10 protein-coding genes and 1 tRNA gene are annotated in these 12,559 nt (G+C 55.5%); 4 read left to right on the top strand and 7 right to left on the bottom strand.

Annotated features, from left to right (window positions below):
* Positions 1 to 80: 80 nt before the first annotated feature.
* Positions 81 to 905, bottom strand: a complete 825-nt coding sequence (locus N902_RS0108940) for a purine-nucleoside phosphorylase (RefSeq protein WP_034622383.1) — start codon at positions 903 to 905, stop codon at positions 81 to 83.
* Positions 906 to 1,065: 160 nt separating this feature from the next.
* On the opposite strand from N902_RS0108940, the gene N902_RS0108935 reads away from it, so the two are divergent.
* Positions 1,066 to 1,548 carry a single-stranded DNA-binding protein gene (locus tag N902_RS0108935; protein WP_027370661.1) on the top strand — a complete coding sequence of 161 codons (483 nt, stop codon included), beginning with the start codon at positions 1,066 to 1,068 and terminating at the stop codon, positions 1,546 to 1,548.
* 114 nt (positions 1,549 to 1,662) lie between these two features.
* Here the strand turns inward: N902_RS0108935 and N902_RS0108930 are convergent, their stop codons facing one another.
* Positions 1,663 to 4,872, bottom strand: a complete 3,210-nt coding sequence (locus N902_RS0108930; RefSeq protein ID WP_027370660.1) for a DEAD/DEAH box helicase — start codon at positions 4,870 to 4,872, stop codon at positions 1,663 to 1,665.
* A gap of 150 nt (positions 4,873 to 5,022) precedes the next feature.
* Here N902_RS0108930 and N902_RS0108925 point away from each other — a divergent pair, with 150 nt between their 5' ends.
* Positions 5,023 to 7,191, top strand: coding sequence for a RelA/SpoT family protein (locus N902_RS0108925; RefSeq protein ID WP_027370659.1), 2,169 nt, complete (start codon positions 5,023 to 5,025; stop codon positions 7,189 to 7,191).
* On the opposite strand, the gene N902_RS20520 is transcribed toward N902_RS0108925, so the two are convergent.
* From N902_RS20520 to N902_RS0108910, 3 genes are all read right to left on the bottom strand, one after another.
* The gene (locus tag N902_RS20520; protein WP_279614654.1) at positions 7,188 to 7,319 is read right to left on the bottom strand and encodes a hypothetical protein; all 132 of its coding nucleotides are present in this window, start codon (positions 7,317 to 7,319) and stop codon (positions 7,188 to 7,190) included. The genes N902_RS0108925 and N902_RS20520 overlap by 4 nt on opposite strands.
* A gap of 149 nt (positions 7,320 to 7,468) precedes the next feature.
* A tRNA-Pro gene (locus N902_RS0108915) sits at positions 7,469 to 7,546 on the bottom strand.
* A 108-nt stretch (positions 7,547 to 7,654) separates the two neighbouring features.
* Positions 7,655 to 8,296 carry a S24 family peptidase gene (locus N902_RS0108910; protein ID WP_027370658.1) on the bottom strand — a complete coding sequence of 214 codons (642 nt, stop codon included), beginning with the start codon at positions 8,294 to 8,296 and terminating at the stop codon, positions 7,655 to 7,657.
* 129 nt (positions 8,297 to 8,425) lie between these two features.
* On the opposite strand from N902_RS0108910, the gene N902_RS0108905 reads away from it, so the two are divergent.
* Positions 8,426 to 9,823 (top strand): NAD(P)/FAD-dependent oxidoreductase, encoded by a 1,398-nt coding sequence (locus N902_RS0108905; protein WP_027370657.1) that lies wholly within the window; start codon positions 8,426 to 8,428, stop codon positions 9,821 to 9,823.
* A gap of 97 nt (positions 9,824 to 9,920) precedes the next feature.
* Here the strand turns inward: N902_RS0108905 and N902_RS0108900 are convergent, their stop codons facing one another.
* Positions 9,921 to 10,151 carry a hypothetical protein gene (locus N902_RS0108900; RefSeq protein ID WP_027370656.1) on the bottom strand — a complete coding sequence of 77 codons (231 nt, stop codon included), beginning with the start codon at positions 10,149 to 10,151 and terminating at the stop codon, positions 9,921 to 9,923.
* Positions 10,152 to 10,222: 71 nt separating this feature from the next.
* On the opposite strand from N902_RS0108900, the gene N902_RS0108895 reads away from it, so the two are divergent.
* Positions 10,223 to 10,498, top strand: a complete 276-nt coding sequence (locus N902_RS0108895; protein WP_027370655.1) for an acylphosphatase — start codon at positions 10,223 to 10,225, stop codon at positions 10,496 to 10,498.
* A gap of 204 nt (positions 10,499 to 10,702) precedes the next feature.
* Here N902_RS0108895 and dnaA read toward each other — a convergent pair whose 3' ends face one another.
* Positions 10,703 to 12,043, bottom strand: a complete 1,341-nt coding sequence (gene dnaA / locus N902_RS0108890) for a chromosomal replication initiator protein DnaA (protein WP_027370654.1) — start codon at positions 12,041 to 12,043, stop codon at positions 10,703 to 10,705.
* Between the last annotated feature and the right edge of the window lie 516 nt (positions 12,044 to 12,559).

Raw genomic sequence — 12,559 nt, 5'->3', positions numbered from 1 at the left:
TTGAGATCAGTGGCGTACTGGAGCTGAAAAGCAGAAACCTGTAATAAGAGCGGGGCAAAGTCAAGCCGGAGCTCATCGGATTATAACCTGGGAATGACTGCGTCCAGGACCCTTCCCAGGTCCCGGCCTGAGGCCTCGGCTTGGGCGATAATCTCGTCCACCGATGTCTCCTGCATGCAATCGGGCAGATTTTTGTTGGTCAGACAGGAAATGCCCAGAATATTCAGTCCGATGTGCTTGGCGGCAATGGCTTCTAGAACCGTGGACATCCCGATGGCGTCTCCGTCCAGGAATCGATAGGCCCGGGTCTCGGCCGGGGTCTCCAGGCTGGGTCCCTGAACCCCGACATAGGTTCCCCGCTCCATGTGCACGCCGAGCTTCCGGGCGCAATCCACAGCCAGGTCCTGGAGGCAAGGAGAGTAGACCCGGCTCATATCCGGAAAGCGCTCTCCCCATTCATCGTTGTTCGGTCCGCGAAGGGGATTGAATCCGGTCATATTGAGCTGGTCGGCAATCAGCATCAGGCTGCCGGTAGCAAACAGAGGATTGATGGCACCGGCGGCATTGGTTAGGATCAGAGTTCTGGCCCCCAGAAGGGCGGCCAGGCGGACGGGGATACAGACTTCGGGAGCGGAGTAGCCTTCATAGAGATGAAACCGGCCTTGAAATACCAGGATCGGACGGTGTGCGCCATGACTGGCCAGAATCATCCGCCCGGCATGACTCTGCACCGTTGATTGCGGAAAGCCCGGGATTTCAGTATAAGGCAGCACAGCGGCTTCCTGCAGGCCGTCGACCCAATGGCCGAGCCCCGTGCCCAGGACAACCGCCGTCGCCGGCGGAGTAACCAGGCCGAGCCTGGATCTGACCTCGTCAATCATGGTTTGGTCTGGCTGCCAATGCATGACGACCCCTCGTGATGTAGTCTGGTTGGGCACACACAATAGACCGCAAACTGCAACCATCCACAGGTTGCGTGGAAGAACCTTGACGGGTTTTCACCCTGAACGAACGACGAACCTGTCCTGACCTCGCAGGACACTGTACAGACCAAGGAGGCATTGCATGGCTGGCACATACAACAAGGTGATCATTGTCGGCCGGTTGGGCCGCGATCCTGAGCTGCGCTACACACCCGGGGGCACCCCGGTGGCCAATATGCCCGTGGCCACCAATGAGGCCTATACCGATCAGGAGGGGAACCGGCAGGAAAAGACCGAATGGCACCGGATCGTCATTTTCGGCAAGCAGGCTGAGAACTGCTCCCAGTATCTGTCCAAGGGCCGCTCCTGTTTGGTGGAAGGAACCCTGCAGACCCGCAAATGGCAGGATCAGCAGGGCCAGGACCGGTATACGACGGAAATCCGGGCCTTTCGAGTGGTTTTCCTCGGGGATCAGGGCTCGTCCAATCAGGGGGGGCAGTCATCCCGGAACGCGCAGTCCCAATCCAGCCACCAGGGCCAGCAGGAAGGGCCGGACCCGTTTCAGGACAATCTCGGACCGGCTTTTCCGTCCGAGGCCGGAGCCATCGACGAAGCGCCGTTCTAAAACCCCGCCATGCTCTGGCCGGGGCCTGAGAGCACAGCGGGATAACGGGTGCGCCCGGGCAGCATCGCCCTCCACGAATCCTGCCCCGGCCCGCTGATATCGCCGCGCCCTGGTCTAGATCTCAAAGAGCATTTCCAGATCATCCCGGGTCAAGGACTTCCATTGGTCCTGCCCGGGGATGATGGCGTCGGCCACTCCTTTCTTCTGCTCCTGCAGCTTGAGGATCTTTTCCTCCACACTGTTCTCGCAGATCATCTTGTAGGAAAACACTTTTCTGGTCTGTCCGATTCGATGGGTGCGGTCTGTGGCCTGATCCTCAACCGCCGGATTCCACCACGGATCGTAGTGGATCACGTAATCGGCTGCGGTCAGATTCAGACCCGTCCCTCCGGCCTTTAAGGAGATCAGGAAGATGGGGACATCCGGATCGTTGTTGAACTTGTCCACCTGATCGAACCGGTCCTTGCTCGCCCCGTCCAGATAGGCATACGGCACCTTGTTCATGTTCAGCCAGGAGCGGATAATATGCAGCATCTGCACGAACTGAGAGAAGACCAGGACCTTGTGCCCGTCCTCGATGATTCCGCTGACCAAGTCCTTGAAGGCCTCGAACTTGCCTGAGGGCAGATTGGTGTTCACCCCGGGGATGTCCAGCTTGAGCAGCCTGGGATGGCAGCAGATCTGACGGAGCTTGAGCAGGGCGTCGAGAATGGACATCTGACTCTGGGCCATGCCTTTTTCCTCCACCTTCTGCAGGACCTGCTCCTTGAGCCGCTTGGCCAGCGAGGCGTACAGCTCCTTCTGTTCGTCCACCAGGGCTGAAAAGTACACGGATTCCACCTTGGGCGGCAGATCCTTGGCCACGTCGTTCTTGGTCCGGCGCATGATAAACGGTCTGACCCTGGAGCGCAGATAGTCCATGCTCTCCGTGTCCCCGTCCTTAATCGGTTTGACAAACCCTTTTTGGAAGGCGTTCTGGGACCCCAGAAAGCCGGGCATCAAGAACTCGAACAGGGACCAGAGCTCCAAGAGATTGTTTTCGATGGGCGTGCCTGAGAGGCAGACCTTGAACTTGGTTCGCAGCTTGCGCACCGATCTGGCGGTGATTGTATTCGGGTTCTTGATGTTCTGGGCTTCGTCCAGAATCACTGAGGTGTATTCATACTTGTTCAGATCCTCGAGATCCCGGCGCAAGAGAGCGTAGGTGGTCAAAACCAAATCGCTCTTGGGGATTTCCTTGAACAGGCCTTCCCGCCTGGCCCCGTAAATGAGCAGCTGCTTCATGGACGGGATGAACTTCTGGGTTTCCCGCTGCCAGTTGGGCAATACAGAGGTGGGAACAATAACCAGGTGCGGTCCGGGGACCCCGTTCTCATGCAGATACTGGAGCATGGCCAGGGTCTGCAGGGTCTTGCCCAGGCCCATCTCATCGGCCAGGATTCCCCCGAATCCATACTCGTACAGAAAGTTCAGAAAGCTCAATCCCTGCAGCTGATAGGGGCGGAGCTCGGCATCCAGCTTCTGCGGGGGATCGACTTGCCTGATCTCCTGAAAATCGTGGATTTTTTCCTTCAGGTTGTTCCAGAATGAGTCGGTCTGGGCCTCGGGGAGATCTTCCAGGATCTTGTCCAGGACCGGGGCCTCGTATTTCTGGAAGGCCTTTTTCGGCGGCTTTTCCGGATCCAAGCCCATGGCCCGGAGCTTGTGGCTGAGCTCCTTCAGCCAGGATTCGGGCAGGCTGGTATAGGTTCCGTCCTTGAGTTGGACATAGCGCTTACCCTGGGTCCAGGCCTTCCAGATCTGGTCGATGGGCACCTTGACGTCGTCGTACTCCACCGTCAGGTCCAGATCGAACCAGTTGCTGTCTTCCTCTTCCTGCTCCACGTTGGCCACGACCTTGGGATTGGCATGCCGGACCTTGTACCTGCCCAGGTTCTTTTCCCCATAGACCCGGTAGGTCTTGACCAGCTCCGGATAGGTGTCCAGGAGGAAGTTGATGGCCTCTTCCGGCTCCAGAAACCACATGGCGTTGTTTCTGGGCTGGAAGTTCATGTCCTGGAGCAGGGTGATCAGCTCTTCTTCCTCTTTCTGCTTCCGGCGCAACAGGAAGGATTTGCCTTCGAACTGATAGCTTCCGGTCTGCAGTTCCGGATTGGGACCCTCCAGGGTGATCTCTCCGTGTTCCGTCTCGTACACATTCTGGATCTCCAGGGTCAAAAGGCTGCCTTCCTCGTTCAAAAAGAGCTTGGGGTTGTAGGCAGCCGGAACAAAGATCGGCTCCATCCGTTCCAGGAATTCTTCCTGGCCGTACAGGTTGGAGCCGGGGATCTTGGTCCACACCCGATCCAAGAACTCGGACAGCTCGGAGTGGGGCACGATAGGTGGCTGATGGATGAGTTCCTGCAACAGTTCGCTGTTCAAGCTGGTCAAAACCGGATAGAAGGTCTTTTTCCACAGCAGCCAGAGGGGGATCTGACCGTAGAAGTAGACCTCCTGCTCGGATATGGAAAAGGGCACCTTGTCTTCCTGCCCCAGCAGGATGTCGAAGCTTAACCCGTGCTCAGAGATCTGGGGCTTTAGAAGCATGCGCATGCTGTGGGACTCAACTCGTACCGGCTGGTCTGTTTCTTCCCAGAACAGGTACGGCTCGTCCTTGACCGCCCACAGAAACCAGTTAATCAGCCCCGGGGGAACATCCACCCGGTGACCTTCATAGTCCAGGTACTGGCCGATCTGATGGGCAATGGCCGGCAGGGAGGGACAGGTTTCGCTCCAGTCCGGGTTGTGGATTAACTGCTCCAGGGATATGGGATTTTGGACCTTGGAGAGTCCGGACTTGTTCTGCCTGGCCCGGAAGAAGGCCACCTGAAGCCGTTCTGGCTCAGGGAAAAAACGGAAAATGAGGTAGTTGTTTCCTGGCTCGGGTTCTGGCACAGTTGCAAAGAAGGGGCGGAATGTATGCCGCCAGTCGGTCCTCGGTCTGGGAGTAGGCTCCTGGCCTCCATTCTGCAGAGTGGCCAGGATCTTGAGCATGGTCGCCCCCACATGGGGGCAGACACCTGTAAACGAATCCGGGCAGTTGCAGAAGAAGTTCACCGACTCTTCATTTAGATTGATCCCGATTTCCGGATTATAGACCTGAAAATCGTCGGACTGGATTCTTCCTTCAATATCCCAGTAGTTTTCTCGCTTCTTCAGGTCCAGTTTCTGCACCCCTTCATTGGCCAGAATGCTGCGGGCGTTTTCCAGTATGTATTCCGGGATGTTTTCCTGCAAAAAGGTATCGGTTATGGTCTTGACAGTATTTTCTTCACTCGTAGGCATACGGTTCCGGTCTCCATTCAGGTCCAGTCCACTCTGTCGGCTTAAGGCGGAAGTTTCAGCGCAAGGGCAATCAAAATATATAATCTAGACTAAGAATTTTGGCAAGGACGAACCACTGTTTTTTTATCCTTAACCTTTGCAGTGAACGAGATGATTCGAATAAATGACATTCTGGAAAAAGCCGGAGAATACTTAAGCGATTCCCATCTGGCCTTGATCCAAAAGGCGTACGTCTACTCTGCATCCGTGCATTCCGGGCAGGTCCGCCTTTCCGGGGAGCCTTATCTGTCCCATCCCTTGGAAGTATGCAACATCCTGGTGGATATGCGCCTGGATGCCGATACCATCGCAGCCGGACTGCTGCATGACTCTGTAGAGGACTCCGGAGTCAAGGTCAATGAGCTGGCCGAGCAGTTCAATAACGACGTGGCTGCCATTGTGGACGGGGTGACCAAGATCGGAAAGGTCACCTTCAACTCCAAGGAAGAGGCTCAGGCGGAAAACATACGGAAGATGATCCTGGCCATGGCCAAGGATATCCGGGTCATACTGGTCAAGCTGGCCGACCGGCTGCACAATATGAACACCCTGGAGCATCAAAGCCCCATCAAGCAGCGGCTCATTGCTCGGGAAACCATGGACATCTACTCCCCGCTGGCCCACAGGCTCGGCTTGTACAGGATAAAGGTGGATCTGGACGACTTGAGCCTGAAGTATCTCAAGCCGGACATCTACAATCAGATCGTGCACGGGATCAAGGAACACCGGACCCTGGGCAAGGAATATATCGACCAGGTGATCAGCATTATAAAGGATATCCTGGAGTCCAACGGCATTCAGGGCCGGGTCAGCGGCCGCCAGAAGCACATATTCAGCATCTACGACAAGATGCAGAAGCAGAACCTGGCCCTGGAGCAGGTGTACGACCTGATAGCCTTTCGGGTCATCGTCAGCTCGGTCAAGGAATGCTATGCCATGCTGGGGCTCATCCATTCCACTTGGACCCCGGTTCCGGGACGATTCAAGGATTATATCTCCATGCCCAAGGGCAATATGTATCAGAGCCTGCATACCACGGTTGTCGGGCCTGACGGGGAGCACATAGAGATCCAGATCCGGACCGAAGAGATGCACAAGGTCGCGGAATACGGTGTCGCCGCCCATTGGAAGTACAAAGACGCGGCCTCATTCAAGCCCAAGGATGAGGAGCGTTTCGTGTGGCTGCGGCATATCCTGGACTGGGAGCAGGAGCTCAAGGATCCGCGGGAGTTCATGGCCTCCCTGAAGGTGGACCTCTTTGACGATGAGGTCTATGTGTTCACCCCCAAGGGTGAGGTCCTGGACCTGCCCATGGGGGCCACCCCAGTGGATTTTGCGTATATGATCCATACCGAAGTGGGCAATCGCTGTTCCGGCGCCAAGGTCAACGGCAAGCTGGTTCCTTTGGATACTGAGCTCAAAAACGGGGATTCGGTGGAGATCATAACCAATGTACACCGCAATCCGAGCCGGGACTGGCTGAAGTTCGTCAAGACGGCCAAAGCCAGGACCCGGATCAAGCACTGGATCCGAACTCAGGAGAGGGAGCGGAGCATATCTCTGGCCAAGGAAATGCTGGAAAAGGAAGGGCGACGGATGGACATCAATTTCCAGAAGGCCCTGAAACAGGGCAAGCTGGAAAAGATCGCCTCCGAGTTCTCTTTAAAGACTGTGGATGACCTGCTTTCAGCTGTCGGCTATGCCAAGATAACCCCGAAACAGGTCCTGCACCGTCTGCTGCCCAAGGAAGCTCCGGCCCCTGAGCGCCAGCCCAAGGCCAAGCAGAAGCCGAAGGAAGACAAGGAAAGCAAGAGTGAAGAGGTGAAGGAAGGGGTCCGGATCAAAGGCATAGACGACGTTTTGATCCGGTTCGCTCAATGCTGTCAGCCGGTGCCCGGGGACCCCATTATCGGCTACATCAGCCGGGGCAGGGGGGTGATCGTCCATCGTTCGGACTGTCCGAATATTCAGCACTTCAGCCCAGCCCGGCTGGTCACTGTTACCTGGGAGGGAGAGGAAAGCGCGCTGTTTCCGGCCACCATCAAGATTGTCTGCGACAACAAAAAGGGCGTTCTGGCTCAGATAACCGATCTCTTGGCCCGAGAAGGGGTCAATATCGAGTCCGGCCATTTCCATTCCTCGGTGGAGGGCAGGACAGATATATACCTCAATCTGCAGATCAGCGATTCCTCTCATCTGTATCGCTGCCTGGAAGAGCTCGCTGAGCTAAAAGCCGTGCACGAGGCGGTTCGGACCAGCAGCAAGGAGGCGGCGCACTAAGCGAGCAGTCCGTCCCTGATCCGGGCCGCCCTGGCGGAACGCATGCTTTTGATGGGCAAGGCGCCTTTGCCGCTGGAGGTCATCATCCCGCCTTTCCGGCCAGGGAGAAGATCATTGGATTCGTACATGGGAGGCGCCGCGTGGTTTGGGAATAAAATGGCTTTTCGACACAGAAAGTGGGCACACAGAAGAGATGGCAAACTCCAAAAATCCACAGGCTACGTCGAAGAACCAATAAAAAAAGGGTTACAAATCGGATTTGTAACCCTGGTGTGTATGGTCGGGATGGCAGGATTCGAACCTGCGACTTCAGCGTCCCGAACGCTGCGCTCTAGCCAGACTGAGCCACATCCCGTGCAAGAGGGATGTATAGCTGAGAACAATATAAAATGCAAGGACCTTTTTTCGGTTTTCGCCCGTAATTGATCAGGAGATCTGAACGCGGTGCCTCTCGACCTTGCCATCAGGGCAATTCTGTGCCTACCCAGACAATGGCCCCCAGGACGTGCACCAGGTGCGTGGTCTTGGATACGTATACAGGAGGATAATCAGGGTTGGGGCTGATGAGCATGAAAAGGTCAGGATGGCGCTCAACCCGGCGGATCAGAATCGAATGGTCGATGCCCAGGGCATAGATGCGTCCGGAGATGATCTCTTTTTGCTCCTGATCTATGAGCACGTGGGCTCCGCTGGGGATGGTCGGTTCCATGGCATTGCCGACGGCCCGGAGCAGGACCATGCTGTGGGCACTTCCTTTGTCCCGCAGCCATCCGGAACGGAAGGCATACGGGGCCGGGTCCTGGCCGCTGTCTGCAGGCACAAGCTCTCCGTTTTCGGACAGCCGGGGTTCTGCCAGGGGAACCGGGAGGTATTCCCCTGCGGAAAACATCCCGTGATCAGGGTCCTGGCTTTCTCCTCCCAGCCAGGATGGGTCCAGAGAGAAGTCCCGGGCCAGCTTGTACACCCACCGTTCCGGGACAGCCCCCCGCTCTTTGGCCTGGGTCACGGCTGAGCGGTTGACGTGCAGATGGCGGGCCAGATCGGTCTGGGACCGGATTGGGGTTGACGAACAGAGCCGGGTGAAGAATTCTGTAAACGAAGCCATGAATTCTGTGTATCATCCACGCATGAAAGCAACAACACAACAGAGCAGGAGGAAAACCACAGTGAACCGGACAGAGACAAAGGATACGCCCATCCCTTGGAACGCCGGCCCCGAACCCGGGGAAGCTCGATGACCAGCCAGACTTACGACGTGATTATTGTCGGCGGAGGACCTGCCGGACTTTTTGCCGCCTATTATCTGAGCACGCACACCAGCCTTCGGGTCGTGCTTATTGACAAGGGCCGCATGCCCTGGGAGCGGAAGTGCCCGATCAACGACAGCCACACATGCGCCCGTTGCCAACCATGCAATGTCCTCTGCGGACTCGGCGGGGCCGGGCTCTTTTCCGACGGCAAGCTGAACTTCATACCCAAGCTGGGCAAGACCGACCTGCTTCAATTCATGTCCTGGAATGAGGCCACCGAGCTGATCCAAGAGACCGAGTCCATTTTCAACCACATGGATATGGACGCAGAGGTGTACCCAACCAATATGGATCAGGCCAAGAACCTGCGCAAAGAGGCCCGCAAAGAGGGCATTGAACTCTTGCTGATCAGGCAGAAGCATCTGGGCAGCGACAATCTGCCCAGGCATATCGGAACCATGGTCCAAAAGACAATGGAGCAGGGGGTAACAATCCGAAGTGCAACCAACGTGACCAGTCTGACCGTGGACAACGGGCAGGTTCACGGTGTCTCCCTCAGCAGCGGAGAGACCCTCTCCGCCCGCTGGGTGATCCTGGCCCCCGGGCGGGGCGGGGCGGAATGGATGAACTCTCTGGCCGACCAGCACCAAATAGGCCGCAATCAGCGGGGCATCGAGGTCGGGGTGCGGGTTGAAGTGCACAGAGATATCCTGCAGGATGTAACAGATATTATTTACGATCCGACATTTTTTATCCAGACCGGAAAATACGATGATCAGACCCGGACCTTCTGCACCAACCCCGGGGGGTATGTCACCCAGGAGAACTACCAGCGCTTTGTTTGCGTCAACGGCCATGCCTATGTCCAGGACAAATCGGAAAACTCCAACTTTGCCTTTTTGTCCAAGGTGGTGCTCACCGAACCCATCACCGACAATCAGGCCTATGGCGAGTCCATAGCCAGGCTGGCCTCCCTGATCGGAGGCGGAAAGCCGATACTGCAGCGTCTTGGAGATCTCAAACGGGGCAGAAGGAGCACGTGGTCCAGGATCGAAAAAGGCTACATCCGGCCCACACTGAATGCCGTTGTCTGCGGCGACATCGCCATGGCCCTTCCGGAACGGATCTTGACCAATATCGTCGAAGGCATCCACAAGCTGAACAAGGTTGTCCCCGGTGTTGCGAATGACGAGACCTTGCTCTATGCTCCGGAAATAAAGTTTTTTGCCACCCAGATCGCCACTGACCGCAGCCTGCAGACCCAGATCTCCAATCTCTATGTTGCCGGAGACGGAGCGGGAGTGGCCGGAAATATCGTGGCAGCCGCAGCAACAGGTCTTATCCCGGCCAAAGCCATCGCCGGGCAGGCGCTCGGCGAATGAAGCCTTTTTGAGCTCAAAAGAACGGCAGGGCCTGGGCCTGCTCCTCTGGGCCGGAGGTAGCCTTCAGATCGCCTGAAGGAATTCGTCCGGGACGCGGTCATGACCGCGGGTCATCAGGCCCCAGGGGGAGAAAGAGCTGAAAATCAGACGGGTCGTCGGTCTCGCAGTGCCAGGAGCAGCCCACGCATTGAAAGCTTGACCTGGATTTGTTCACGTACCATCTGCCCTTGTGGGGATGCGGGCAGTGGAAAAACACATACACCCGCCCCCGGACATGACCTCGAAAAGGCCTGTACCCGTTATTGTGCAGATAGGTTATAAAGTCCATTCCGTGGCTCCATAATACATGCCCTCTATTCTGGCATTATGTCCTGTGCACCGCAACAAGGAGAAGAAGTCATGGCCAAGAGCTTGCATTGTCTGGTATCCGGCAAGGTTCAAGGAGTCAACTTTCGGTCCTGGGTCAAGGGGCAAGCGGAAAATATGGGCCTGAAGGGCTGGGTCCGCAATCTGGATGACGGCCGGGTGGAAGTTCTGGCTCAAGGACCAGATGAGGCCCTGCAGGCATTGAAGGGGAAACTGGCCTCCGGGTCAACTATGAGCCGGGTGGACAATGTGGAAACCAAATGGATGGACTACGATAAAGAGTATGCAGCATTCGAGCTTCGGCTCTAAACCGGAGGCAGTACCGGGAAACAGTGCTTCAGCACATCTTGACCAGTGCATCCTGCCCAAAGCACGCAACAGGATGCTCATTTCTTGGAGATGTTTTGCGTGCATCCGGAGTGCATTCGTGGGCAACCTCACATTGAGAATGTGTCGTGCAGGGCACTGTCCGGAAATAAACGAACGGCCGCAGTATTTACTGCGGCCGTTCGTTTATTTGACTAATTGATCCATGATGCGCAGGACTTGATGCCCTAATGCACTGTCTTTGCTTATTTCCCGCTCCACATTTGTAATTCCTTTCAAAACAGTTGAGTGGCGGCGGTTGAATTGGCTGCCAATATCTTTCAGGGAAAGACTTGTGTATTTTCTGGCCATATAAAAGGCAGTATTCCTGGCGGATACAATAGATCGTTTTCTGCTTTTGGACTGCAGCATATTCAACGGCATATCAAATGCACGGCAGACGCAGTCAATAATGTCCTCCATATCCGGGGTTGTATTTTCCTGGCTGTAGTTCTGCAGGACATCCCTGGTCATTTCCTCGTTGACCGGCTCCTGCAGGAGATTTGCCTTCAGGGAGAGGTTGTGCAGGCAGCTTTCCAGCTGCCGCACATCGGACCGAATTGTGGATGCTATGAGATGACACAAGGAGTCCGAGAGCCGGAGTCCTTTGCTTTGGGCTTTTGCTTGCAGCAGCCTGACCCGAAAGTCCAGGTCCGGCTGCTGAATCGGGGCCAATACTCCGGAACAGAAATAGGAGGTGAGCTGACTGTCTACCTTTCCCAGCTCCTTGGGCAGAAATGAGCTGGAGAAGACAACCTTGCTTCCCTGATCGCCCAGATCTTTGATCAGGGACAGGAGTTCCTCCTGCATTTTGGCCTTGCCCTGAAAGAAGTGCACATCCTCCAATAAGAGGACGTCCACGTTCTTCCTGTATCTGGCCTTGAAGGTCTCCACATCCCGCTGCTTGATGGCTTTGACCATTTGATTGGCGAAGTGTTCGGCCGGGAGGTAGCAGACCTTGGTCTCATGTCGCTTTTTATGCTGGCAGAGATGATACCCTATGGAATGAAGCAAGTGGGTCTTGCCCAGACCCGGGGAAGAGCAGAGAAAGACACTGCCGGCTGGAAAGGTGTCGGTACACAGGCCTGAACACGCTGCATAGGCCAGTTGGTTGCAAGATCCGACCACGAAATTGTCGAATTTATATCGCCAGTTATATGGCGACGGCGATGGCCTGGACGCGCTTCCGGGCAGACGCCCCTGCTGCTGATGCGATGTCGGTTGCAGGAGCTTTGGGCTGCCCGGGGCAGCAGATTTTTGGCCCGCAATGGCGATATCCGGGATATATCCCAGAGTGGACGCCGCAGCTTGGACAATCGTGTCCCGCAGCCGGTCTCTGACCCAGGAGGCAACGAACTCATTGGGAGCCGTCAGGTAGATGGTCTTTTCCTGGATCTCAGCCTGCAAGGGCTTAATCCACACCTGAAAAATTCCGGGTTTGAGTGATTTTTGCAGGTCTGCTTGAATCTGGTGCCACGTCGTGTTCATAGGTTCGGCAGACTAATCGGCGGGTCTTGTTTTGGCAATCAAGGATATGGGGTAATATCTCCGGAGAGCAATTGAATATACCTCATACATAATTTATTGATATATATTTATTATTTTTTTAAGCCCCGTACTGCCGGTTCTTTGAGCCGAAGCTAAAAAATTCAGTGCGCTTGCGGGGGAGAGACCTTTTTGGGGCTGATTATCGACATCTGTTCGCTGTTTCTCCACAGCCAATATTTTATTTTTGTACATATTGCTCCAAAATTCTAACAGATATTTCTTGTTAACCGACATCAGGGATGAACTGGGATCGAGGCAGGAAAAAACACTTTTCCGGGTTGTATATTGACATGAATTCAAACTTTTGCAATTGTCTATTCGGTTTCCGACCCGCAGGCCGCAAGCTTGTCTCAGATACACTCAGGTCCTGGTCGAACTAGGTGGCCAATCAATATTGTGAGCATATATACCGGGGAAGACATTCCCTTTTCCGTCCAATCACGAACAAAGGAGTGA

It is taken from the genome of Desulfovermiculus halophilus DSM 18834, assembly GCF_000620765.1.
GTDB classification, from domain to species: domain Bacteria; phylum Desulfobacterota; class Desulfovibrionia; order Desulfovibrionales; family Desulfothermaceae; genus Desulfovermiculus; species Desulfovermiculus halophilus.
This window is presented reverse-complemented; position numbering and strand designations above follow the sequence as displayed.

What these genes read in the sequence shown, in the direction of transcription:
- N902_RS0108940 (WP_034622383.1), bottom strand. Translation starts at nt 905, where the DNA reads ATGCATTGGCAGCCAGACCAAACCATGATTGACGAGGTCAGATCCAGG.
- N902_RS0108905 (WP_027370657.1), top strand. Translation starts at nt 8,426, where the DNA reads ATGACCAGCCAGACTTACGACGTGATTATTGTCGGCGGAGGACCTGCC.
- dnaA (WP_027370654.1), bottom strand. Translation starts at nt 12,043, where the DNA reads ATGAACACGACGTGGCACCAGATTCAAGCAGACCTGCAAAAATCACTC.
- N902_RS0108935 (WP_027370661.1), top strand. Translation starts at nt 1,066, where the DNA reads ATGGCTGGCACATACAACAAGGTGATCATTGTCGGCCGGTTGGGCCGC.
- N902_RS20520 (WP_279614654.1), bottom strand. Translation starts at nt 7,319, where the DNA reads ATGTACGAATCCAATGATCTTCTCCCTGGCCGGAAAGGCGGGATGATG.
- N902_RS0108900 (WP_027370656.1), bottom strand. Translation starts at nt 10,151, where the DNA reads ATGGACTTTATAACCTATCTGCACAATAACGGGTACAGGCCTTTTCGA.
- N902_RS0108930 (WP_027370660.1), bottom strand. Translation starts at nt 4,872, where the DNA reads ATGCCTACGAGTGAAGAAAATACTGTCAAGACCATAACCGATACCTTT.
- N902_RS0108910 (WP_027370658.1), bottom strand. Translation starts at nt 8,296, where the DNA reads ATGGCTTCGTTTACAGAATTCTTCACCCGGCTCTGTTCGTCAACCCCA.
- N902_RS0108925 (WP_027370659.1), top strand. Translation starts at nt 5,023, where the DNA reads ATGATTCGAATAAATGACATTCTGGAAAAAGCCGGAGAATACTTAAGC.
- N902_RS0108895 (WP_027370655.1), top strand. Translation starts at nt 10,223, where the DNA reads ATGGCCAAGAGCTTGCATTGTCTGGTATCCGGCAAGGTTCAAGGAGTC.